The 21,663-nt window shown below is 72.0% G+C and carries 18 protein-coding genes and 1 tRNA gene; 10 read left to right on the forward strand and 9 right to left on the reverse strand.

The genetic code is table 11. The features are described 5' to 3' along the window. Nucleotides 1–269: 269 nt before the first annotated feature. The 6 genes from ACT80S_RS01085 to ACT80S_RS01110 are packed head-to-tail and all read left to right on the forward strand — an operon-like array spanning nucleotide 270 to nucleotide 6,703. A complete protein-coding gene (locus ACT80S_RS01085; RefSeq protein WP_377411588.1) occupies nucleotides 270–1,874 on the forward strand; it encodes a class I adenylate-forming enzyme family protein in 1,605 nt (534 codons plus the stop codon). 28 nt (nucleotides 1,875–1,902) lie between these two features. Continuing rightward, nucleotides 1,903–2,802: a cyclase family protein gene (locus tag ACT80S_RS01090; RefSeq protein ID WP_377411590.1), complete on the forward strand. Its 900-nt coding sequence runs from the start codon at nucleotides 1,903–1,905 to the stop codon at nucleotides 2,800–2,802. Nucleotides 2,803–2,812: 10 nt separating this feature from the next. Continuing rightward, nucleotides 2,813–3,841: a phosphotransferase family protein gene (locus ACT80S_RS01095; protein ID WP_377411592.1), complete on the forward strand. Its 1,029-nt coding sequence runs from the start codon at nucleotides 2,813–2,815 to the stop codon at nucleotides 3,839–3,841. Nucleotides 3,842–3,875: 34 nt separating this feature from the next. Continuing rightward, a complete protein-coding gene (locus tag ACT80S_RS01100; RefSeq protein ID WP_377411594.1) occupies nucleotides 3,876–4,337 on the forward strand; it encodes a hypothetical protein in 462 nt (153 codons plus the stop codon). Nucleotides 4,338–4,340: 3 nt separating this feature from the next. Beyond that, nucleotides 4,341–5,465 carry a hypothetical protein gene (locus tag ACT80S_RS01105; protein WP_377411596.1) on the forward strand — a complete coding sequence of 375 codons (1,125 nt, stop codon included), beginning with the start codon at nucleotides 4,341–4,343 and terminating at the stop codon, nucleotides 5,463–5,465. Nucleotides 5,466–5,485: 20 nt separating this feature from the next. Then, the gene (locus tag ACT80S_RS01110; protein ID WP_377411598.1) at nucleotides 5,486–6,703 is read left to right on the forward strand and encodes an acetyl-CoA hydrolase/transferase family protein; all 1,218 of its coding nucleotides are present in this window, start codon (nucleotides 5,486–5,488) and stop codon (nucleotides 6,701–6,703) included. Nucleotides 6,704–6,927: 224 nt separating this feature from the next. Here ACT80S_RS01110 and ACT80S_RS01115 read toward each other — a convergent pair. From ACT80S_RS01115 to ACT80S_RS01125, 3 genes are all read right to left on the reverse strand, one after another. Then, nucleotides 6,928–7,014: transfer RNA gene (locus ACT80S_RS01115), tRNA-Leu, on the reverse strand. 14 nt (nucleotides 7,015–7,028) lie between these two features. Continuing rightward, nucleotides 7,029–10,175: an efflux RND transporter permease subunit gene (locus tag ACT80S_RS01120; RefSeq protein WP_377411600.1), complete on the reverse strand. Its 3,147-nt coding sequence runs from the start codon at nucleotides 10,173–10,175 to the stop codon at nucleotides 7,029–7,031. Next, nucleotides 10,172–11,260: an efflux RND transporter periplasmic adaptor subunit gene (locus tag ACT80S_RS01125; RefSeq protein ID WP_377411602.1), complete on the reverse strand. Its 1,089-nt coding sequence runs from the start codon at nucleotides 11,258–11,260 to the stop codon at nucleotides 10,172–10,174. The genes ACT80S_RS01120 and ACT80S_RS01125 overlap by 4 nt, the downstream gene beginning before the upstream one ends. Nucleotides 11,261–11,390: 130 nt before the next feature. On the opposite strand from ACT80S_RS01125, the gene hpnC reads away from it, so the two are divergent. From hpnC to hpnE, 3 genes are read left to right on the forward strand one after another with little or no spacing between them, the layout of a single operon-like run. Then, entirely contained in the window at nucleotides 11,391–12,317 is a 927-nt protein-coding gene (hpnC, locus tag ACT80S_RS01130) for a squalene synthase HpnC (protein WP_377411604.1), read from the forward strand. Then, nucleotides 12,314–13,153, forward strand: coding sequence for a presqualene diphosphate synthase HpnD (hpnD, locus tag ACT80S_RS01135; RefSeq protein ID WP_377411606.1), 840 nt, complete (start codon nucleotides 12,314–12,316; stop codon nucleotides 13,151–13,153). The genes hpnC and hpnD overlap by 4 nt, the downstream gene beginning before the upstream one ends. Then, complete coding sequence (gene hpnE, locus ACT80S_RS01140; RefSeq protein ID WP_377411608.1) at nucleotides 13,140–14,462, forward strand: hydroxysqualene dehydroxylase HpnE; 1,323 nt, start codon at nucleotides 13,140–13,142, stop codon at nucleotides 14,460–14,462. Before hpnD ends, hpnE begins: the two co-directional genes overlap by 14 nt. Here the strand turns inward: hpnE and ACT80S_RS01145 are convergent. Next, entirely contained in the window at nucleotides 14,434–15,129 is a 696-nt protein-coding gene (locus tag ACT80S_RS01145) for an HAD family hydrolase (RefSeq protein WP_377411610.1), read from the reverse strand. The genes hpnE and ACT80S_RS01145 overlap by 29 nt on opposite strands. 17 nt (nucleotides 15,130–15,146) lie before the next feature. On the opposite strand from ACT80S_RS01145, the gene hemH reads away from it, so the two are divergent. Further along, the gene (gene hemH / locus ACT80S_RS01150; protein ID WP_377411612.1) at nucleotides 15,147–16,250 is read left to right on the forward strand and encodes a ferrochelatase; all 1,104 of its coding nucleotides are present in this window, start codon (nucleotides 15,147–15,149) and stop codon (nucleotides 16,248–16,250) included. A gap of 597 nt (nucleotides 16,251–16,847) precedes the next feature. Here the strand turns inward: hemH and ACT80S_RS01155 are convergent. Genes ACT80S_RS01155 through ACT80S_RS01175 form a run of 5 tightly spaced genes read right to left on the reverse strand, consistent with a single transcriptional unit; the run spans nucleotide 16,848 to nucleotide 21,608 of the window. Further along, nucleotides 16,848–17,918 carry a branched-chain amino acid ABC transporter permease gene (locus tag ACT80S_RS01155; protein WP_377411614.1) on the reverse strand — a complete coding sequence of 357 codons (1,071 nt, stop codon included), beginning with the start codon at nucleotides 17,916–17,918 and terminating at the stop codon, nucleotides 16,848–16,850. 13 nt (nucleotides 17,919–17,931) lie between these two features. Further along, on the reverse strand, nucleotides 17,932–18,912 hold the full coding sequence (locus tag ACT80S_RS01160; protein WP_377411616.1) for a branched-chain amino acid ABC transporter permease: 981 nt from the start codon (nucleotides 18,910–18,912) through the stop codon (nucleotides 17,932–17,934). Further along, nucleotides 18,909–19,634, reverse strand: coding sequence for an ABC transporter ATP-binding protein (locus tag ACT80S_RS01165; protein WP_377411618.1), 726 nt, complete (start codon nucleotides 19,632–19,634; stop codon nucleotides 18,909–18,911). The genes ACT80S_RS01160 and ACT80S_RS01165 overlap by 4 nt, the downstream gene beginning before the upstream one ends. Then, the gene (locus ACT80S_RS01170) at nucleotides 19,631–20,395 is read right to left on the reverse strand and encodes an ABC transporter ATP-binding protein (protein WP_377411620.1); all 765 of its coding nucleotides are present in this window, start codon (nucleotides 20,393–20,395) and stop codon (nucleotides 19,631–19,633) included. Before ACT80S_RS01170 ends, ACT80S_RS01165 begins: the two co-directional genes overlap by 4 nt. 13 nt (nucleotides 20,396–20,408) lie before the next feature. Beyond that, on the reverse strand, nucleotides 20,409–21,608 hold the full coding sequence (locus ACT80S_RS01175; RefSeq protein WP_377411622.1) for a substrate-binding domain-containing protein: 1,200 nt from the start codon (nucleotides 21,606–21,608) through the stop codon (nucleotides 20,409–20,411). Nucleotides 21,609–21,663 lie beyond the last annotated feature (55 nt).

Below are 21,663 nucleotides of genomic sequence, written 5' to 3' on the forward strand. Positions count from 1 at the left end.
TGTAGGCGACCGTCTGCGGCGACCCCGGGTCCCGGCGCCTCGGGGGCGGCGCGGGCAGCGTGGCCATATCTTCCTAAATAGCGAAGTTGTTTTCCAGATCTGGAAGATAATCGGGATCGTTCCCCACGTCAACCGAGGGCGTTGCGGGTTCATCCCGAGTTGCCGCGGCCCAGGCTGATCTGCTACATTTTTCGAAATTGAAGAAGCCATTTCGAAAACCGGATGAATCGGCCCTGCCCGGATCGCCGCCTGGACACGGAGGCCTGCACATGACATTCCCGACCCCATCGAGCGAGACCATCCCGGCGCTGCTCGGTGAGCTGGCGCAGCGCTTCGGCGAGCGCGAGGCCTTCGTCGCCGGCGAGCGCCGCCTGACCTACCGCCAGCTGCGCCAGGAGGTGATGCGAACCGCCGCGGGGCTGGCGGCGCTGGGCGTCCGGCGTGGCGATCCCGTGGGCATCCTCATGGGCAACCGCATGGAGTGGGTGCTGGCCTTCCTGGCCCTGCAGCAGCTCGGCGCGACCTCGGTCGGGCTCAACACCTGGTCGACGCCGCGCGAGCTGGAGCACGCGCTCTCGCACGCCGAGGTGCGCCTGCTGGTGGCCGTCGACCGCTTCCGCCGCAGTGACTGGCGCGCCATCCTCGCGGCCCTGCGGCCCGCCGGGAACCTGCCGCACCTGGCGCGCACCGTCTGGGTGGCGGCCGATCCCGGGCAGGCCCCGGTCCTGGACGCCGGCCAGGGCGAGACCTCCTGGGAGGCGATGCTGGCCGGCGTGACGCCGGCGGGCCTCGAGGCCGCCGAGGCGGCCGGGCGCCGCGTCGAGCCCGGGGACGTGGGAATGCTGCTCTACACCTCCGGCTCGACCGCCTTGCCCAAGGGCATCCTGCTGCAGCACCGCCAGTGGATCCGCAACGGCTTCCACATCGGCGAGCGCCAGCACAACACCGAGCAGGACCGCCTGTGGCTGGCCGTCTCGCTGTTCTGGAGTTTCGGCTGCGTCAACGCCCTGCCCAACCTGCTCACGCACGGGGGCTGCGTGGTGCTGCAGGAGCACTTCGACCCGAAGGAGGCGCTGCGGCTGATCGAGGCCGAGCGCTGCAGCGTCCTCTACGCCACGCCCAACATCGTGCAGGCCTTGCACGAGCACCCCGACCGGCCCGCACGTGACCTCACGAGCCTGCGCAGCGGCGCGATCATCGGCACGCCCGAGCAGATCCGGCTGGCCGTGGACCTGGGCGCACACGCAATCTGCAATGTCTACGGCCTGAGCGAGACCTACGGCAATTGCGCCGTCATCGACGCCGGCGAACCGCTGGACCTGCGCCTGCGTTCGGTCGGCGAGCCCCTGCCGGACGTCACGGTGCGCATCTGCCACCTGGAGACCGGCGCGCCGCTGCCGGCCGGCGAGGTCGGCGAGATCCGCGTCCAGGGCCCGCTGTTCCTGGCCTACCACCGCGAGCCGGAGAAGACGCGCGAGTCCTACGACGCCGACGGCTACTTCCGCACCGGCGACCTGGGCCTGCTCGATGCGCAGGGCCGCCTGTACTACAAGGGCCGGCTCAAGGAGATGGTCAAGAGCGGCGGCATCAACATCGCCCCCGCCGAGGTCGAGGAGGTGCTGATGCGCCACCCCGCCGTGCGCACCGCCTACGTCATCGGCGTGCCGCACCCCACGCTGGACGAGGCGCTGGTCGCCATCATCGTCCCCGAAGGCGGCGCCGCGCCGAGCGGCGAGGAACTCAGGGCGCTGTGCGCGCGCGAGATGGCCGCCTACAAGGTGCCGCAGCGCTTCCACTTCACCAGCGAGTCGCAGCTGCCGCTGACCACCACGGGCAAGGTGCAGAAGATGATGCTGCACACCCTCCTGCCGTGAACATGAAGGACATGAAGGGAGCCAGACCATGAGCGACAACCCTTTCGCCAACGAGCGCCCGAACGCCTGGGGCCGCTGGGGCGAGGCGGACGAGGCCGGCGCGCTGAACCTGATCGGACCGGCGCAGGTCAAGCGCGCCGCGGGCCTGGTGCGCTCGGGCGAGGTGGTGCGCCTGGCGCAGCCGCTGTCCAGCCGCACGCCCGTGCCGCTCCACCGCGCCGGGCTGCAGCACTTCATGGGCCGCGACGGCGGCGACTATGCGGCCGGCGCCGGGCGGCCTGGCGGCTTCCAGTTCGCCGAGGACACGGTGGTCATGCCGCTTCACATCGGCACGCACATCGACGCGCTGTGCCACGCCTGGTGCGACGGGCGCCTGTTCAACAACTACCGCGAGACCACGGTCCGAAGCACGACCGGCGCCACGCGCCTGGGCGTGGAGAAGCTGCCACCGGCCGTCACGCGCGGGGTGCTGCTGGACGTGGTCGCCCTGCGAGGCCGCACGCTCGCCGACGGCGAGGTCGTCACCCGCGCCGACCTGCAGGCCTGCCTGGCCGCGGCCGGCCTGGCGCTGGAGCCCGGCGACGCCGTGCTGCTGCACACCGGGTGGCTGGCCGCCCAGCAGGGCAAGTCCGAGGTGGACTTCAATACCGAGCCCGGCATCGACCACGAGGCGGGGCTGTGGCTGGCGCAGCAGGACGTGGCCCTGATCGGCGCGGACAACTACGCCATCGAGGTGCTGCCCTTCGCGGCGGGCACCGTGTTCCCGGTGCACCAGTGCGTGATCCGCGACTTCGGCATCGCCCTGCTGGAAGGCCTGCAGCTCGAGCCGCTGGTGCGCACGGGCCGGCGCGAGTTCCTCTTCGTGGCGGCGGCGCTGCCGATCGTGGGCGCCACGGGCAGCCCGCTCACGCCGCTGGCGATCCTCTGAGTCCACCCCCATGAACACTGCCACGGACACCCCCCTGCCGGACCCCGTCGCCCAGGTGGTCGCGGGCCTGCGCGGGCTGATCACCGAGGCCATTCCCTCGGCACGGGACATCGTGCTGGAGGGATTGGTGCGAAGCGCCGGCGGCCTCTCGCGCGAGAACTGGTCCTTCGATGCGACCTGGACCGACGCCCAGGGTCGGCACGCGCACCGCCTGATGCTCATGCGGGATGCCGCCGGCACCCTGCTCAACACCGAAAGGGCGCGCGAGTTCGCGGTACTGCGAGCCCTGGAGGACACGCCGGTCCCCGCGCCGCGGGTCTTCTGGATGGACGGCGAGGGCCGCTGGCTGGGTGCGCCCTCGGTGGTGATGGAGCGCGTGCCCGGGGCCTGCGACTACATGGTCCTCAACGGCAGCGCGCCGCTGCCCTCCCGGCTGGCGCTCGCCCGCGGATTCATCGAGCTGCTGGCGGCCATCCATGCCGTGGACTGGCGCGCCCGGGCGCTGGACGCGAGCCTGGGCCTGCCGGCAGCCGCACCCTCGCTGGAGGCGCTGGGCCACTGGGAAGCCGAGTACCGCAGGGTGCAGCTCGAACCCCATCCGGAACTCGATTACGTGCGGGCCTGGCTGCGACGCCACGCGCCGCAGGCCGAGGCCATCGTGCTGGTGCACGGCGACTTCAAGCCGGGCAACGCGCTGGTGGTGGACGGCCGCATCACGGCCAAGCTCGACTGGGAGACTGCGCACCTGGGCGACCCGCTGGAGGACCTGGGCTGGGTCACCAACCCGGTGCGCAAGCGCGAGCACCAGGTCCCCGGCCACTGGGAGCGCCAGCAGATCGTCGAGGCCTACCGCGAGCTGACCGGCCGCAGCGTCCGCGAGGCCGACCTGCTGTGGTGGAACGTCTTTTCCTGCTGGAAGCTGTCGGTGATCCAGCTGACCGCCGTGGCCGAGTTCGTGGCGGGCCGCTACAACCGCGTGTTCCAGACGCCCTCGTGGCTGTTCCGGCCCATGTTCCAGATGATGGAGGCCGCCACATGAGCGCCACGCACGACCGCAGCGCGGGGAGCCGTCGATGAAACCCACCGTCCAGGAGCAGCTGCAGGGCACCTGCCGCATCCTCGAAACCGTGGTCGCGCCCTGCGTGGCCGACCCCTTCGCCCGCACCCTCCTCGACGGCCTGGTGGCCAACCTGCGCATGCTGACCGGCGCCCTGCCGGCCGTCGCGGGATTCCTGCGCCACGACAACGAGGCCACGGCGCGCCTGCTGGCCGGCCTGGGGGACGCGCTCGGCCCCGACCTGTCGGCGCGCGTGGACCAGGCTTTGGCGGAGCCCGAGCCGGACGTGGCCGACGCCGCCGCGCTGGAGGCGCGCAACACCCGGCTGCGCGAACTGCTGGCGCAGGCCGTGTGCAGCGAGGCCCTCTCGCCCGGGCACCACCGCGCCATCGTGGCCCACATGACCGAGCGCGCCTCGCGCGTGCCCATGCGCTACGTGCCGACCGCCCCGAGTCCCACCCCCGAAGCGAAGACCTGAACCATGCTGACCGCCCTCGACGACACCCTCTGGCACCAGTTGCCCACCACCTTCGACCATGTCTGGACGAGCGACCCGCGCTGGTTCGACCGCTACTGGTTCGCCATCTACTCGCCCGACGGCCGCGTCGCGATCCAGGTCACGATGGGCGCCTACCGCAACATGAACGTGCTGGACGGCGGCGCGGTGATGATCGTCGACGGCCGGCAGTACAACCTGCGCGTCTCGCGCTCGCTGAACCGCGATGCGCAGACCGTCTGCGGCCCCTTGCGGGTGCAGCCGGTCGAGCCGCTCAAGTCCTTCGAGATCACCATCGCGCCGGGTGACCACGGCCTGCACGGCCAGATCCGCTGGGACTGCGTCGCGCCGGCCCACGAGGAGCATCCGCACTACACCCGCCTGCAGGGGCGCACGGTCGAGGACTACCGCCGCTTCGACCAGATCGGCGAGGCCAGCGGCTGGCTGGAGGCGGGCGGCCAGCGGGTCGAGATCGACCGCTGGTGGGCCTGCCGGGACCACTCCTGGGGCGTGCGGCGCGGCATGGGCGTAGCCGAGCCGGTCACCGGGCCGAAGGTGGCGCTGGCCGAGAAGGGCCACGTGATGTCCTTCCTGTTCTTCTCCACCGACACCCTGAGCGGCTCGCTGCTGTTCTCGGGGCGCGGCGACGACGCGCCCTACACCACGGGCGTGGTGACGGACCGGCGCACGCAGCAGGAGCACCACGCCACGAAGATCGAGCTCGAGGTGGACCTGCACGAGGGCACGCGCCGGTTCCGGCAGGCCGGCGTGCGGGTGAGCTTCGAAGGTGGCCGGCAGCTGCGCCTGGCGGTCGATGCGCGCGGATCGTCCATCGCCATGCAGGGACTGGGCTACAGCGGCGGCTACAACGACGGCAAGGGCCTGGGCGCCTGGCGCGGCGAGGAGGTGGTGGAGCACGACGTCTGGGACGTCTCGCACCCCTCGAAGGTGGTTTTTCCCGACGGCACGCACAAGGAGCACTGGCACCGCATCCAGCCGGTGGGCCTGGAGGCCGACTTCGACGGCGAGGCGAGCCGCGGCGCGGGCAGCATGACGCTGACGATCGCCGGCAGGCTGCCGGAGCACCTGCAACTGCGGGCCGGGTCCTGAGCCGCGCCACGGGAGTCTCGATGGCATGCCCTCCCCTGGCCGATTGCCTGCGCCCCGGTGACCGCCTGCTCGTGGGCCAGGCGCTGGGCGAACCGGTCGGCCTGGTGGCGCAGCTCTTCGAGCTGGCGCCGCGCCTGGGCACGCTGGACGTGTTCTGCGGCTTCTCGCTCAACCCCGCGTGGGAGAAGGAGGTGCCCGAGTCCCTGCACGTCTCCACCTACTGCGGGCTGGGGGCGGTGCGCAAGCTGGTGGCGCGTGGCCGGGCGCGGGTGGTACCGGCCTCGCTGTCGCAGCTGTCGGGCCTGATCGCCTCGCGCAAGCTGGCGGCCGACGTGGTGCTGCTGCAGGTCTCGCCGGCCGACGCGCAGGGCTACCACAGCCTGGGCTGCACGCAGGACTACGCCTGGGAGGCGGCCCGCTCGGCGCGCGCGGTGGTGGTCGAGGTCAATGCGCGCCTGCCCCGGACACGCGGCGCCGGCCGGCTGCACCGCAGCCAGGTGGTGGTGGCGCGTGAATGCGACGAGCCCCTGCTGGAGTCCCCCGCCGAGCCGCCGGGCGAGGTGCAGCGGCAGATGGGGCGGCATGTGGCGCGCTGGGTGCCGGACGGCGCGACCGTGCAACTGGGCATCGGCAGCCTGGCGGCCGCGGTGGCCGAGGCGCTCCGGGACCGGCGCGGCCTGAAGCTGCGTTCGGGCATGCTGGGCGACTGGTTTCTCGGGCTGCTGGACGCAGGCGCGATCGACACGGCCACGCCGGATGCCTGCCTGGCCTCGCTGGCGGTCGGTACGCGGGCGCTCTATGACACGCTGTCGCCCGACGGCGTGCTGGGCTTCGCGTCGCCGTCGCAGCTCGTCGCGCCGGTGCCCGGCTCGCCGCTGATGGCGATCAACTCGGCCATCGAGGTCGACCTGTGCGGGCAGGTGAACGCGGAATTCCTGGGCGCGCGCTACGTGGGCGCGGTCGGCGGCCAGACCGACTATTTCCGTGCGGCGCGCCGGTCGGAGGGCGGGCTGGCGATCCTGGCGCTGCCCTCCACCACGGGCCGGGATGACACGAGCCGCATCGTCGCGCGCTGCGGGTGGGTCACCTCGGCGCAGAGTGACGTGGACCTCGTGGTCACGGAGCACGGCGTGGCGGACCTGCGGGCCACCACGCTGGAGGAGCGCAGGGCCTTGATCGCGGGCGTCGCGCATCCGGCGGCGCGCGAGCGGCTGCTCCTGGAGGGACGCCAGGCGTGAAGGGGGCGTGCCTGTGGCCCGGGCCCGGTCGGCCCCGGCCCGGGCGCCGCAAGAGGCGTGGCGCCGAGGAACGGCAGCGGGACCGGGTTCGCCCCCTGACCCGGCGCGCGGATGCGGCGCGCGGATGCGGCGGGCGGATGCGGCGGGCGGATGCGGCGCGCGGATGCGGCGGGCGGATCGCCCGGCACCCTCGCGAGATGCCGTTGGCTTTTCTTGTCTTCGTCTGGTGCGCGGGGGGGGACTCGAACCCCCACACCCTTGCAGGCGTCAGGACCTAAACCTGGTGCGTCTACCAATTTCGCCACCCGCGCAACGGAGGGCGATTCTAGCCGGTGGATTCGCGCCTCACCCGGAACCAGGCCGCATACATCGCCGGCAGCGCCAGCAGCGTGAGGGCGGTGGCCACGATGAGGCCGCCCATGATGGCCACCGCCATCGGTCCCCAGAACACCGAGCGTGACAGCGGGATCATGGCGAGCACCGCGGCGGCCGCCGTCAGGACGATGGGCCGCAGCCGGCGCACCGCCGCCTCGACGATCGCGTCCCAGGCCGGCACGCCGCGCGCCCGGTCCTGCTCGATCTGGTCGATCAGGATCACCGAGTTGCGCTGGATCATCCCCGTGAGGGCGATCACCCCGAGCAGGGCGACGAAGCCGAAGGGCCGGCCCGAGGCCAGCAGGGCCAGCGCCACGCCGGCGATGCCCAGGGGGCCGGTGAGGAACACCAGCATCGCCCGGCTGAAGCTTTGCAGCTGCAGCATCAGCAGGGTGAAGGTGATGAACAGCATCACCGGCACGCCCACCGCGATCGAGGCCGAGCCCTTGCTGCTCTCCTCCACCGCGCCGGCCACCTGCAGGCGGTAGCCCGGCGCCCACTTCGCCTCCAGCTCGCGCAGGCCCGGCAGCAGCTCGGTGGTGACGGTGGCGCCCTGCAGGCCCTCGACGACATCGGCCTGCACGGTGATGGCGTAGCTGCGGCCCTCGCGCCACAGCACGCCCGGCTCCCAGCCGAACACCGGCCGGGCCACCTGCGCCAGCGGGATCGAACGGCCCGAGGCGGTGGGCAGGTAGGCGTTGGCGATGTCGGAGATCGCGTCGCGCTCGGCCAGCGGCTGGCGCAGGACGATGTCGATCAGCTTGTCGCCCTCGCGGAACTGGCCGATGGTGCCGCCGGTGAAGACGGTGCGCGCCGCCTGCGCGATGGACTGGCTGGACACGCCCAGGGCGCGCGCCTTGTCCTGGTCCACCTCCAGGCGCAGGGCCTTGACCGGCTCGTTCCAGTTGTCGTTGACGCCCCGGGTATTGGGGCTGGCGCGCATCGCCGCCTTGACCTGGTCGGCATAGGCGCGCAGCTGCTGCGGGTCGCTGCCGACCACGCGGAACATCACCGGGTAAGGCACCGGCGGGCCATTGGGCAGCAGCTTGACCCGCCCGCGCACCTCGGGGAACTCCGCGGCGAGCAGCTGCGGCAGGCGCAGGCGCAGGGCCTCGCGCGTGGCCAGGTCGCGGGGCACCACGATCAGCTCGGAGACGTTGGTCTGCGGAAAGATCTGGTCCAGCGGCAGGTAGAAGCGCGGCACGCCCGAGCCCACCCAGCTGCTCACGCCCTCCACGCCATCCTCCTTCATCAAGCGCTGCTCGAAGCGGCGCACCACCGCCTCGTTGGCGGCGAACGAGGTGCCCTCGGGCGACCACAAGCTCACCAGGATCTCGGGCCGGCTGGAGTCGGGGAAGAACTGCTGCTGCACCTTCCCCATGCCGGCGAGGCCCAGCGCGAAGGCGGCCACGGTCAGGCCCAGGGTGGTCCAGCGGTGCGCCACGCACCAGGTGACCAGTCGGCGGAAGCCCCGGTAGAACGGCGTATCGAAATGCTCCTGGTGCTGCGCGGTCACCGGCTTCGGCCTGAGCAGTGCGTTGCCCAGGTAAGGCACGAAGTAGACCGAGACGATCCAGCTCAGGACCAGGGCCACCGCCGTCACCGCGAAGATGGCGAAGGTGTACTCGCCCACCGTGGACCGGGCCATGCCGATCGGCAGGAAGCCGGCCGCCGTGATCAGCGTGCCCGTGAGCATGGGCATGGCGGTGATCTCGTAGGCGAAGGTGGCCGCGCGGACCTTGTCGTAGCCCTCCTCCATCTTCCGCACCATCATCTCGACGGCGATGATGGCGTCGTCCACCAGCAGGCCCAGGGCGATGATCAGTGAGCCCAGCGAGATCTTGTGCAGGCCGATGCCCCCGTAGTGCATCACCAGGAAGGTGGCCGCCAGCACCAGCGGGATGGTGATGGCCACCACCAGGCCGGGGCGCATGTCGACGTAGTAGCGGCGCCAGAGGGGCCGGTACTGGCCGTCGTGGTGCTTGTGCAGGCCCAGCGAGAGGAAGCTCACCGCCAGCACCACCACGATGGCCTCGACCAGCACCTTCACGAATTCGCCCACCGAGGTGGACACCGCCTTCGGCTGGTCCTGCAGCTGCACCAGCTTCACGCCGGCGGGCAGCTGGGCCCCGATGCGGGCGGTGGCCGCGCGCAGGGCCTCGCCCAGGCGGATGATGTCGCCGCCCTTGGCCATGGACACGCCCAGCGCGATCACCTCGCGGCCCTGGTGGCGCACCTTGACCTGCGGCGGGTCGACGTAGCCGCGGCGGATCTCGGCGATGTCCCCCAGGCGCAGCTGCGCGCCCGAGCTGCCCCGGATCGGCATCGCGGCCAGCTGGTCGAGCGCGCGGAACTGGCCGGCCACGCGCACCTGCACCACGTCCAGCGGCGCCTGCACCGCGCCGGCGGACTCCACCGCGTTCTGCTGCCCGAGCTGGGCGATGACCTGGGCCATGTCCAGCCCCAGCTGCGCCAGCCGCTTGTGCGAGATCTCGATGTACAGCTTCTCGTCCTGCACACCGAACAGTTCGACCTTGGCCACGTCGGGCACCTGCAGCAGCGCCTGGCGCGCGTCGTCGGCGAAGCGCTTGACCTCGGCATAGCCGTAGCCGGCCTCGGCCTCGATCGCGTAGATGACGCCGAAGACGTCGCCGAACTCGTCGTTGAAGAAGGGACCCTGCACGCCGGCCGGCAGCGTGGAGCGCATGTCGCCGACCTTCTTGCGCACCTGGTACCAGACGTTGGGCACGTCGGCGGCGCGCGAGGAATCCTTGATCTGCAGGATGGTGAAGGACTCGCCCGGCTTGGCGTAGCTGCGGATGATGTCGGCGTAGGGCACCTCCTGGAGGGTGCGCTCGATCTTGTCGGTGACCTGGTCGGCCACCTGCTGCGCGGTGGCGCCGGGCCAGTAGGCGCGCACCACCATCGCACGGAAGGTGAAGGGTGGGTCCTCGTCCTGCCCGAGCTGGAAGTACGAGGCGAAGCCCAGCACCATCAGCGCGAGCATCAGGTAGCGGGTGAGGGCCGGGTGCTCCAGCGCCCAGCGGGAGAGGTTGAAGCCGGCCTTCGGCTCGTCGCCGGTGCGCGCCTCGCTCATCGCGGCTCCTGGTAGCGGGTGACCTTCTGGCCGGCCTGCAGCACGTGCACGCCGGCTGCCACCACCTGCTGGCCCGGCTGCAGGCCGGCGGTGACGACGACCTCGTTGCCGTCGGCGCCGGCCACCTGCACCGGCTGCGACTTCAGTGTCATGCTCGCCGCGTCCAGCACCCACACCGCGCTGCCCGCGCCCTCCTGGCGCAGCGCGCTGGTGGGCAGCTTGATCACCGGTGCGCTGGCGGGCGCCAGCGCCTGCGGGGTCACGTAGACCGTGGTGCCCAGCGCCAGCGGCGCGCCGGCCGGCAGGGCCACCTTCACCTGGAAGGTGCGGGTGACCGGGTCGGCGCTGGCCGCGACCTCGCGCACCTGGCCGGTAAGCGCCGGCCCGTCGGCCAGCGGGCGCACCGCCACGGCCGACCCGACCCGCACCGCGCGCACGCGGTCCTCGGGCACGGCGAAGACCGCGTCGCGTGGGCCGTCCAGGGCCAGGCGCACCACCGGCGCGCCGGTGGCCACCACCTGCCCCGGCTCGGCCTCCACCGCCGTCACCACGCCGGCGGCCGGCGCCAGCAGGCGTGCGTAGGCTGCCTGGTTGCCCTGCGCCGCGAGCTGCGACTGGGCCTGCTCGAGCTGCGCCTGGGCCGCCTTGAGCGCGGTCTCGCGGCGCTCCAGCTCGGCGCCGCTGATGAAGCCCTGGTCCTTGAGCGAGGCGTAGCGGCGCAGGTCCGCCGCGGCCAGGTCACGCTGGGTCTGGGCCGCCGCCACCTGGGCGCGCGCCGCGTCGGCCGCGAGCTGCAGGTCCTGCGGGTCCAGCTGCGCCAGCACCTGGCCGGCCTGCACCCGCTGGCCGGGCTCGGCCTGGCGCTGCACCAGCTTGCCGCCGACGCGGAAACCGAGGCGGCTCTCCACCCGGGCCCGCACCTCGGCGGAAAACTCGGAGGCGGCCGAGGCGGCGCCCGCCCCCACCGTGATCACCTTGACCGCGCGCACCGGCTCGGGCGCGGGCGGGGCCTTGCCGCAGGCGGCCAGGAGCAGGGTCATGGCCAGCGCCAGGGCGGCGCGCGGGAGGACGGGCAGAGGGTTCATCGGGGGTGGCCTGGAAATGCGGGGATGGTCGGGGTGACGCCAGGACAGCGTCAATGCGATTCTAGTGACTGACCGGTCAGTAATTCAACGGGAGGGGGATCGCTGAACCCGCCAAGCGACAATCGCGCCCGTGACCGAGCCCCTGCCCTCCAAGACGCCTGCGCCTGCGAACGCTCCCGCCCCGGTGGCCAGCGTGGACCACTACGAGAACTTCCCGGTGGCCTCGTGGCTGTGCCCGCCGGCCCTGCGCCCGGCGGTGGCCGCGATCTACGGCTTCGCGCGCACCGCCGACGACATCGCCGACGAGGGCGAGGCCGATGCGGCGCAGCGCCTGGCCGACCTGGCCGCCTACCGGGAGGACCTGGAGGCCTGCGCCGCCGGCCGCCCGGCCTCGGCGCGCTGGGCCGGCGTGTTCGGGCCGCTGGCCGCGGCGCTGCGCTCGCACGCCCTGCCGGTGCAGCCCCTGGCCGACCTCCTCTCGGCCTTCGCGCAGGACGTGCGGCACACCCGCGACGCCCAGGGCTACGCCGACCGCGCTGCGCTCCTCGACTACTGCCGCCGCTCGGCCAACCCGGTGGGCCGGCTGATGCTGCACCTGTACGGCGTGACCGACGACCGCGCCCTGGCCGAGAGCGACGACGTTTGCACGGCGCTGCAGTTGATCAACTTCTGGCAGGACCTGAGCGTGGACCTGCCCCGCGGCCGCCTCTACCTGCCCGCCGCCGACCTGCGCGCCCACGGCCTGGACCCCGACCGCCCCGCCACCTGGGCCGGCGCGGCGCAGGCCCGCGCGCTGGTCGCCAGCGAGTGCGACTGGGCGCGCGGGCTGATGCTGCGCGGCGCCGGCATCGCCCACCGCGTGCCGGGGCGCGCGGGCTGGGAGCTGCGCGCGGTGGTCCAGGGCGGGCTGCGCATCCTCGACAAGATCGAGGCCTCGGGCTGGGACAGCTTCCGCCGCCGTCCCACGGTGGGCGCGGCCGATGCCCCCGTGATCCTGTGGCGGTGCCTGCGCATGCGCCCGCGCGAGGCGGCGCCGATGGGACAATCGCGCGCATGACGCCCGAGCATTACGTCCAGGACAAGGCTGCCGCCTCGGGCAGCAGCTTCTACTACGCCTTCCTGTTCCTGCCTGCGCCGCGCCGCGCCGCCATCACCGCCTTCTATGCCTTCTGCCGCGAGGTCGACGACGTCGTCGACGAGGTCAGCGACCCCACCGTCGCCGCCGCCAAGCTGGCCTGGTGGCGCAAGGAGGTGGCGCAGGCCTTCGCCGGCAACCCGACCCACCCGGTGACCCAGGCGCTGATGCCGTGGACGCAGGAATTCGCCATCGAGGCGCGCCACCTGCAGGCCGTGATCGACGGCTGCGAGATGGACCTCAGCCAGACCCGCTACCTCGACTTCACCGGCCTGGAGCGGTACTGCCACCTGGTGGCCGGCATCGTCGGCGAGGTGGCGGCGCGGATCTTCGGCCAGACCCAGGCCGCCACCACCTCCTACGCCCACAAGCTGGGCCTGGCCTTCCAGCTCACGAACATCATCCGCGACGTCGGCGACGACGCGATGCGCGGGCGCATCTACCTGCCGGTGAACGAGCTCCAGCGCTTCGACGTGAAGGCGCACGAGATCCTCAAGCGCGAGTACTCGGAACGCTTCACCGCGCTGATGAAGTTCCAGGCCGCGCGGGCCCATGCGCTGTACGACGAGGCCCTGGCCCTGCTGCCCGCGGCCGACCGGCGCGCCCAGAAGCCCGGCCTGATGATGGCCAACATCTACCGCACGCTGCTGCGCGAGATCGAGCACGAGGACTTCCGCGTGCTGCACCAGCGCATCGGCCTGACGCCGCTTCGCAAGTTCTGGCTCGCCTGGAAGGTGCAGGCCCTTGGGCGCTTCTGATTCCTTCGCCACCGCCCCCCGCCTGGCCATCGTCGGCGGGGGCTGGGCCGGCCTGGCCGCCGCCGTCGAGGCCGTGCGCGCCGGCCACCAGGTCACCCTGTTCGAGGCGGCCCGCAGCTTCGGCGGCCGCGCCCGCACCCTGGACGTGGGCCTGCCCGGCGGCGGCACCGCGCGCCTGGACAACGGCCAGCATGTCCTGATCGGTGCCTACCGGCAGACCCTGGCGCTGATGGAGGCGGTGGGGGTGGACCCGGCCGCCGTGCTGCACGCCATGCCGCTGGCGCTGCGCGACCCGCAGGGCCGCGGCCTGGCGCTGCCCCCGTGGCCCGCGCCGCTGGACGCGGCCTGGGGCATCGTCACCGCGCGCGGCTGGTCCTGGCGCGAGCGCCTGGCCCTGCTGCGGGCGGCCGGCGGCTGGCGGCGGGCGGGCTTTCGCTGCGCCTCGCACCTGACCGTCGCCGCACTGTGCGAGGCGCTGCCTGCGCGCGTGGTGCGCGAGCTGGTGGAGCCGCTGTGCGTGTCGGCCCTCAACACCCCGGTCGACCGGGCCAGCGGCGCGGTGTTCCTGCGGGTGATGCGCGACGCCCTGTTCGGCCGCGGCTGGGGCCGCTGGGGCGGCTCCTGGCTGCTGCTGCCGCAGGCGCCCCTGGGCGAGCTGCTGCCCGAGGCCGCGGCGCGCTGGCTCACGGCCCATGGCGCCACGCTGCGCCTGGGGCACCGGGTCTCGCTGCTGGTGCAGTCGCCGACCGGCTGGCTGGTCGACGGCGATGCCTTCGAGTCGGTGGTGCTGGCCTGCCCGAGCTGGGACGCGCTGCGCCTGGTGGAGGACAACGCGATCGACGCCCTGGCCTGGCAGGCGCAGGCGCGGGCGCTGCGGCACGAGGCCATCGCCACCGTCTATGCCACGGGCGGGCCGCGCCTGCCGGCGCCGATGCTGGCCCTGGCCAGCGGGCCGGACGCGCCGGCGCAGTTCGTGTTCGACCGCGGGCAACTGGGCGGGCCCGAGGGCCTGCTGGCCTTCGTGGCGAGCGCCAGCCGCGGCGAGCGCGAGGCGATCGAGGAGCAGGTGATGGCGCAGGCCTGCGCCCTGGGCTGGGACGAGGTGCGGCCGCTGCGCACCGTGGTCGAGAAGCGCGCCACCTTCGCCTGCACGCCGGGGCTGGAGCGCCCGGGCATCGCCATCGCGCCGGGCCTGTGGGCCTGCGGCGACTGGGTCGACGGCCCCTACCCCGCCACTCTCGAGGGCGCGGTGCTGTCGGCGCAGCACGCGGTGGGCCGCCTCAGCGCAATGCGTCGCACAGCTCGTTGAAGCCGTAGACCTCGATCTCGGGCGCCTGGTCCTCGTGCGGCCACAGCGCCTCCTTGCGGTTGGCCCAGGCCGCCTGCATGCCGGCGTTCTGCGCGCCGAGCACGTCCAGCAGGGTGTCGTCGCCGACGTGCAGCACCTCGTGGGGCGTGAGGTCCACCGCGCCGGCGGCGGCATGGAAGATGCGCGGGTCGGGCTTGCCGACGCCGAACTCGCGGGCATTGATGGCGGCCTGGAAGAAGTGGTCCAGGCCGACGCGATGGAGTTGCGCGTTGCCGTTGGACAAGGCGACCAGGGGGTAGCGCGCGGCGAGGAATTCGAGCGCGGGCAGCACGTCGGGGTAGAAGGTGACGTGGTGGCGGGCATCGAAGAAGACCTCGAAGGCGGCCTCGGCCAGGAGCGGGTCCTCCCCCGCGCGGTACAGGGCCAGGCGGATCGACTCGCGGCGCAGGGCGCTGAGGTCGTTGTGCAGGTCGGGGCGCAGGCGCTCCATCTCGTTGCGGATCTCGCGCAGGGCGCCGGGATTGGCGTAGAGGGCGGCAGTCATCGGCGCGTGGGCGGCAAGCCACTCGCGCAGCACGCGTTCGGCGTGTTCGATGGTGGGCCAGATGGGCCAGAGGGTGTCGTCGAGGTCCAGCGAAATGGCCCGGATCCGTTCGAGGTTCAGCATGGGGCGAGAATACCCGGATGCCCGCAGTCCTTCCTTTCCGACCCGAGCCTCCCCACACCCATGGCCAGGCTCCCACCACTGGCATCCTCCTGTGCAACCTGGGCACGCCCGACGCGCCGACCGCGCCGGCCGTGCGCCGCTACCTGCGCGAGTTCCTGAGCGACCCGCGGGTGGTGGAGATTCCGCGCGCCGTGTGGCTGCCGCTGCTGCACGGGGTGATCCTGCCGCTTCGCTCCGGCAAGTCGGCCGCCAAGTACGCCAGCATCTGGACGCCCGCCGGTTCGCCGCTGCAGGTGCACACCGAGCGCCAGGCCCGCCTGCTGCAGGGCGCCCTGGGCGAGCGCGGCCACCGGGTGGTGGTGCGCCATGCGATGCGCTATGGCAATCCCTCCATCGCCTCGCAGCTCGACGCGCTGAAGGCCGAGGGCGCGACCCGGATCCTGGTGCTGTCGGCGTACCCGCAGTACTCGGGCACGACCACGGCCAGCGTGATCGACGCGGTGAACGCCTGGACCGTGCGCACCCGCCTGGTGCCGGAGCTGCGCTTCGCCAACCGCTACCACGACGCGCCGGCGTATATCGAGGCGCTGGCCTGCCGCATCGAGGACCACTGGGCGGCGCACGGCAGGCCGGACCACCTCGTCATGAGCTTCCACGGCGTCCCGGAGCGCACCCTGCTCGCCGGCGACCCGTACCACTGCGAATGCCACAAGACCGGCCGCCTGCTGGCCCAGCGCCTGGGGCTGGAGAAGGCGCAGTACACGGTGAGCTTCCAGTCCCGCTTCGGCAAGGCCAAGTGGCTGGAGCCGTACACCGAGCCGGCGCTGCAGGCGCTGGCCCGGCGCGGCGTGGCGCGCGTGGACGTGGCCTGCCCGGGCTTCACCAGCGACTGCCTGGAGACGCTCGAGGAGATCGCGATGGAGGGCAAGGAGGCCTTCCTCGCGGCGGGCGGCAAGGACTACCACGCCATTGCGTGCCTGAACGACCACCCGGCCTGGATCAGGGCGATGGCGGACATCGCCGCCACGCACCTCGCGGGGTGGCCGACGCTGGAGCGGCCGGATGCGGGGGAGTTGAAGGCGCAGAGGGAGAGGGCCCTGGCGATGGGGGCCAAGGACTGAGGGGCCTGGGGGCTGGGGTCAGGTCTTGCATCAACGCGACTGGTTGTCTCGGCCTCCCTCGGCTTCCTCCGGCGGCGCGCGCTGCACGGGCGGGGGCAGCAGGCTCCTCCCGGGGGGCTGGTGCGCTCCCGCGCACGGCCCCACGGGCCCCTCCGCCTGCCGCCCCCACCCGCGCATCGCGCACGAACACGTAAAGGCTTCGCGCCGGAAAGAACCCGGGTCATTTTTCCCGCCCACGTGCACCCCAAATCGCGGGCACCGTGGGCACTGTCCTTCCGACGTCATGGCCCACGCTCCGCGAAGCCACACTTTCTCCCAATACCACCGAAGTGACTCGGCCGGAGAAAACGGAAGTGGCCTCTCCGGTGCGAAGCCTTGACTTGGGCGGCGTGAGCGGCGTGGGGCTGGCGGGTGGGCGGAGGGACCCGTGGGCCCGTGCACGGGAGTGCACCAGGCCCCCGGGAGGAGCCCACCCGCCAGCCCCGCGACGCGAACCTTGCCGGAGGAAGGCGGGTGGCAGCCCCACCCGAACCTGACCGACAAACGAACGCTCGCCTTGATGCAAGACCCCGCAGGCCCGCAGGCTCGTCCCCCCGATCACGCGCCCGGCCGCCCCCTGGCCCGCAGCCGCCCCACCACCCCCGTCGGGAAGTGATAGACCGACAGCACGAACAGCAGCCCCAGCCACAGCAGCCAGCGGTCCGGCGAGAGCAGTGCGGCGAGCCAGGGCAGGCCGGCGGCGGCTTCGCTGGCGAGCTTGAGGAGGTCCTGCAGGTAGCTCTGGGCCACCAGGAAGAGGCCGGAGCCGAGCAGCGCCCCGTACACCGTGCCCATGCCCCCGATCACCACGATCAGCAGCACGTCCAGCATGATCTCGAAGGACAGCGAGGTGTCCGGCCCGTTGTAACGCAGCCAGAGCGCCAGCATCGCCCCCGCCAGCGTGGCGAACAGCGCCGAGAGGATGCTCGAGACCGTGCGGAACACCACCACCCGGTAGCCGATCGCCTCGGCGCGGAACTCGTTCTCCCGGATCGCCTGCAGCACCCGCCCGAACGGCGAGTTGACGATGCGCAGCATGACCAGCACCAGCACCAGCGCGGTGAAGAACAGCAGGTAGTAGCAGGCCAGGCGCCCGTCCAGCGACACCCCCAGGAACGGCGACTCGGAGAACTCGAAGCTCGGCGACAGCAGCTCGGGCACCTTGAAGCTCAGGCCGTCCTCGCCGCCCGTGAACTCGGACAGCTGCGAGGCCAGCGTCTGGAAGGCCGCGGCCACCGCCAGCGTGATCATGGAAAAGAAGATCGCCCGCACCCGCAGCGAGAACAGCCCGATCGCCAGCGCCAGCACGAAGGACACCGCCAGCGCCGCGCCCACGCCCACCCCCAGCGCCGTCCACCCCGCCCCCAGCCGCGTGGAGGCGATCGCCACCCCGTACGCCCCGATGCCGAAGAACATGGTGTGCGCGAAGCTCACGATCCCGGTGTACCCCAGGAGCAGGTCGAAGCTGGCCACCAGCACCACGAACACCAGCACCTTGGCCGCGACGTTCAGCGCCTTCACTCCCGGCACCAGGAACGGCGTGAAGGCCAGGGCCAGCAGCACCAGCACCAGCAGCGCCGCCAGCAACCGGCTGCGCGGGAAATCGTTGGACAGCAGGCGTGTCAGCATGGCCGCCCTCCCCTCACTTGTTCAGGGCGTACACGCCCTGGGGCCGCCACAGCAGGATGGCCATCATCAGCAGGATGTTGGAGAACAGCGCCAGCTTGGGCACCAGGAAGCCGGTGTAGTTGGCCATCAGCCCCACCAGCAGCGCCCCCACCAGCGCCCCCGTGGTGGACCCCAGCCCGCCGATGATCAGGACGATGAAGATCAGCACGTTGACCTGCGCCCCCATCTGCGGCACCACGTTCTGCTGGTACAGGCCCCACATCACGCCGCCCAGCCCGGCCAGCGCGCTGCCCGCGGCGAAGACGCCCACGAACAGCGCCCGCACCCGGTAGCCCAGCGCCTCGACCATCTCGCGGTCCTGCACGCCGGCGCGGATCAACAGGCCGGCCTTGGTGCGCGTGAGCGTCCATAGCAAGGCGGCGAACACCGCCACGCCCACCACCACCGCCAGCAGCCGGTACTTCTCGACCGCCGCGTCGCCCAGGAGCACCGTGCCCTTCATGCCCTCGGGCAGGGGCAGCGGCACCTGCAGCGGGCCCCAGACGACCTTGATCAGCTCCTCGCCGATGATCATCCCGCCCATGGTGATCAGGATCTGCTTGAGGTGGTTGCCGTACACCGGCCGCACGATGAAGCGCTCGAACGCCAGGCCCAGCCCGCCCGCCACCGCCATGGCCACGAGCATCGCGGGGAACACCGCCAGCAGGTTGGTCCAGAGGCTGCCCGACGCGGTGTAGTCGCCCATCGCGCCCAGCACGCTGGTGGCGACGAAGGCGCCCAGGGCGATGAACACGCCATGGCCGAAGTTCAGCACGTCCATCAGCCCGAACACCAGGGTCAGGCCCGAGGCGATCACGAAGATGATCATGCCCATGGCCAGGCCGGCCACCGTGAGCGTGGCCCAGGTCGAGGCGGAGCCGATGAAGGGCCACACCGCCAGCGCCAGCAGGGGCACCAGCGCCAGGGGCTTCCAGTCGACATCGATGCGGTTCATAGCGAGAGCCCCAGCAGCGACTGCTGCAGGCCTTCATCGTCCGCCAGGGCCTGCATGGGCCCGGCGTGGACGATGCGGCCGTTGTCCATCACGGCGACGGTGTCGCCCAGCTGCCGGGCGAAGCTGAAGTTCTGCTCCACGAGCAGCAGGGTCACGCCGCTGGCCTTGAGCTGCGCGAAAGCCTCGATCATGTTCTGCACGATGGCGGGCGCCAGGCCCTTGCTCGGCTCGTCCACCACCAGCAGCCGGCGCGGCTCCACGATCGCGCGGGCCACCGCCAGCATCTGCTTCTGGCCGCCCGAGAGCTTGCCGGCCGGATGGTTCCAGAACTTCTCCACCGCGGGGAACAGGCCGAAGATCCACTGCAGGCGCGCCGCATCCACCTGCTCGATGCGGCGCGCGCCGCGGGCAGCCAGCAGCAGGTTCTCCTTGACGGTGAGGTCGGCGAAGATGCCCATGTTCTCCGGCACATAGGCCACGCCCAGCGAGGCGATGCGCGGGGTCTCCCAGGCGGTGATGTCCTGGCCGTCGAACGAGACCCGGCCCTTCGAGGCCCGCCACAGGCCCATGACCGTGCGCAGCGCGGTGGTCTTGCCCGCGCCGTTGCGCCCCAGCAGCATGGTGAGCTGGCCGCGCGGCACGGCGAGGTCGACGCCGTGGAGGATGTGGTACGCCCCGATGTGCGTGTGCACGCCGCTGAGCGTGAGCAGGTCGGAACTCATGCCGCCTTCACCCCCAGGTACGCTTCCTGCACCACCGACAGCGCGATGACCTCCTCGGGCCGGCCGTCCGCCACCAGCGAGCCGTTATGCAGCACGATGATGCGGTCGGCGAGCTCGCGCACCACGTCCATCTTGTGCTCCACCAGCAGGATGGTCTTGCTGCGGTCGGCCTTGAGCTGGCGAATCAGCTGCAGGATCACCGGCGCCTCCGCGGCGTTCATGCCGGCGGTGGGCTCGTCGAACATGTAGACCTGCGGCTCCAGCGCGATCAGCAGGGCCACCTCCAGCTTGCGCTGGTCGCCGTGCGGCAGGCCGGCGACGCCCTCCCCGGCTCGCGCCTCCAGGGCCACCGCGCGCAGGATCTCCTGCGCCCGCGCGGTGAGCGCGGCGTGGTCGATCCAGATGCTCCAGAGGTTCAGGCCGCGCCGGTGCGCGCCCTCCCTCGCGGCCTGCACCGCCAGGCGCACGTTCTCCAGCACGGTCAGGCGCGGGAACAGGTTCGTGAGCTGGAAGGCCCGCCCGAGCCCGGCGCGGGTGCGCTGCGAGGCCGGCAGGCCGGTGAGGTCGCGTCCGCCGAGCGTGACGCGGCCCGCGGTGGCCGCGAGCTGGCCCGAGATCAGGTTGAAGTAGGTGGTCTTGCCGGCGCCGTTGGGACCGACGATGGCGGTGAGCGTGCCCGGCTCGAACGAGCAGGTCACGCCGTTGACGGCCACATGGCCGCCGAAGCGCACCGTGAGGTCGCGGGTGGCGAGGACGCCCATCGAGCCCGGGCGTTCAGCGCTTGTTGCGGATCGGGACGTCCATCTCGGACGGCAGGATCTCCTTGACCAGCTGCAGGTCCGGCTGCGCGCCCGGCTTGGCCTGGGGCGAGACGCGGAAGTGGTACATGGACTGCATGGCCTGGTGGTCCTCCTTGCGGAAGGTCATCATGCCCTTGGGCGTCTCGAAGCTCATGCCCTCCATGGCGGCGATCAGCTTGTTCGTGGTGGTATCGCCGCCGGTCTTCTTCAGCGCGCTGACCACCGCCATCGCCGCGGAGAAGCCGCCGGCGGTGAAGAAGTCGGGCGGGCTCTTGAAGCGGGTGTAGTGGTTGGTCACCAGCCAGACGTTGGCCGGGTTCTTGGCGAAGCCGTAGTAGTAATAGCTCGCGCCCTCCATGCCCGGGAAGCTGTTGTAGACGGCCATGGCGGGCAGGATGTTGCCGCCGGTGGCGATCTCGATGCCGTGGCGCTTGAGGTCCAGGTCGGCGATCTTGAAGGGGTTGCCGGCGCCGGCCCAAAGGATCCAGATCACCTTGCGGCCAGGCTGGTCCTTCAGCCGGTCGATCAGGCGCTGCGCGCCGGCGGTGAAGTCGGTGGTGGTGGCGGGCAGGTACTCCTCGTGGACGATCTTCGCCTTCTTCACCGACTCCTTGAAGGCCTTCACCCCGTCACGGCCGAAGGCGTAGTCCTGGGCCAGGGTGGCGATGGTCACGCCCGGCTTGTCGAGCGCCACCGCGTTGGAGATGGCGTCCTGCGAGCTGTTGCGGCCGGTGCGGAAGATGTACTTGTTCCACTTGTCGCCGGTGATGGAGTCGGCCACGGCGGGCTCCACCAGCAGGACCTTCTTGTACTCCTCGGCCACCGGCAGCATGGCCAGCGCCACGCCGGAGGAGGTGGGGCCGACGGCGAGGTCCGCCTTGTCGTCGGAGTAGGCGGCGGCCAGCAGGGACTTGCCCAGGTCGGGCTTGCCCTGGTCGTCCTTCTCGATCACGGTGATCTTGCGTCCCGCCACTTCCATGTTGCCGCCGGTGGCGTACTCCAGGCCCAGCATGAAGCCGGTCTGGGTCTGCTTGCCGTAGGCCTCCAGCGGGCCGGTGCGGCTGTAGATGTGGGCGATCCGGATGTCCTTGCCCTGGGCGAAGGCGGGCACGGCGAGGGAGCCGGCGGCAAGGGCGGCGAAGGGGACAAGCGCGAGCCAGTGGCGACGTTGCATGGCAGGGTCTCCTAGTGGAAGGGGCCTGGGCCGGATGAAACCGGCCTCAGGCCCC

This window comes from Ramlibacter sp. MAHUQ-53, assembly GCF_052600055.1.

Coding starts and splice junctions, on each gene's coding strand:
- ACT80S_RS01085 (WP_377411588.1), top strand. CDS start 270: ATGACATTCCCGACCCCATCGAGCGAGACCATCCCGGCGCTGCTCGGT.
- ACT80S_RS01090 (WP_377411590.1), top strand. CDS start 1,903: ATGAGCGACAACCCTTTCGCCAACGAGCGCCCGAACGCCTGGGGCCGC.
- ACT80S_RS01095 (WP_377411592.1), top strand. CDS start 2,813: ATGAACACTGCCACGGACACCCCCCTGCCGGACCCCGTCGCCCAGGTG.
- ACT80S_RS01100 (WP_377411594.1), top strand. CDS start 3,876: ATGAAACCCACCGTCCAGGAGCAGCTGCAGGGCACCTGCCGCATCCTC.
- ACT80S_RS01105 (WP_377411596.1), top strand. CDS start 4,341: ATGCTGACCGCCCTCGACGACACCCTCTGGCACCAGTTGCCCACCACC.
- ACT80S_RS01110 (WP_377411598.1), top strand. CDS start 5,486: ATGGCATGCCCTCCCCTGGCCGATTGCCTGCGCCCCGGTGACCGCCTG.
- ACT80S_RS01120 (WP_377411600.1), bottom strand. CDS start 10,175: ATGAGCGAGGCGCGCACCGGCGACGAGCCGAAGGCCGGCTTCAACCTC.
- ACT80S_RS01125 (WP_377411602.1), bottom strand. CDS start 11,260: ATGAACCCTCTGCCCGTCCTCCCGCGCGCCGCCCTGGCGCTGGCCATG.
- hpnD (WP_377411606.1), top strand. CDS start 12,314: ATGACGCCCGAGCATTACGTCCAGGACAAGGCTGCCGCCTCGGGCAGC.
- ACT80S_RS01145 (WP_377411610.1), bottom strand. CDS start 15,129: ATGCTGAACCTCGAACGGATCCGGGCCATTTCGCTGGACCTCGACGAC.
- hemH (WP_377411612.1), top strand. CDS start 15,147: ATGCCCGCAGTCCTTCCTTTCCGACCCGAGCCTCCCCACACCCATGGC.
- ACT80S_RS01155 (WP_377411614.1), bottom strand. CDS start 17,918: ATGCTGACACGCCTGCTGTCCAACGATTTCCCGCGCAGCCGGTTGCTG.
- ACT80S_RS01160 (WP_377411616.1), bottom strand. CDS start 18,912: ATGAACCGCATCGATGTCGACTGGAAGCCCCTGGCGCTGGTGCCCCTG.
- ACT80S_RS01165 (WP_377411618.1), bottom strand. CDS start 19,634: ATGAGTTCCGACCTGCTCACGCTCAGCGGCGTGCACACGCACATCGGG.
- ACT80S_RS01170 (WP_377411620.1), bottom strand. CDS start 20,395: ATGGGCGTCCTCGCCACCCGCGACCTCACGGTGCGCTTCGGCGGCCAT.
- ACT80S_RS01175 (WP_377411622.1), bottom strand. CDS start 21,608: ATGCAACGTCGCCACTGGCTCGCGCTTGTCCCCTTCGCCGCCCTTGCC.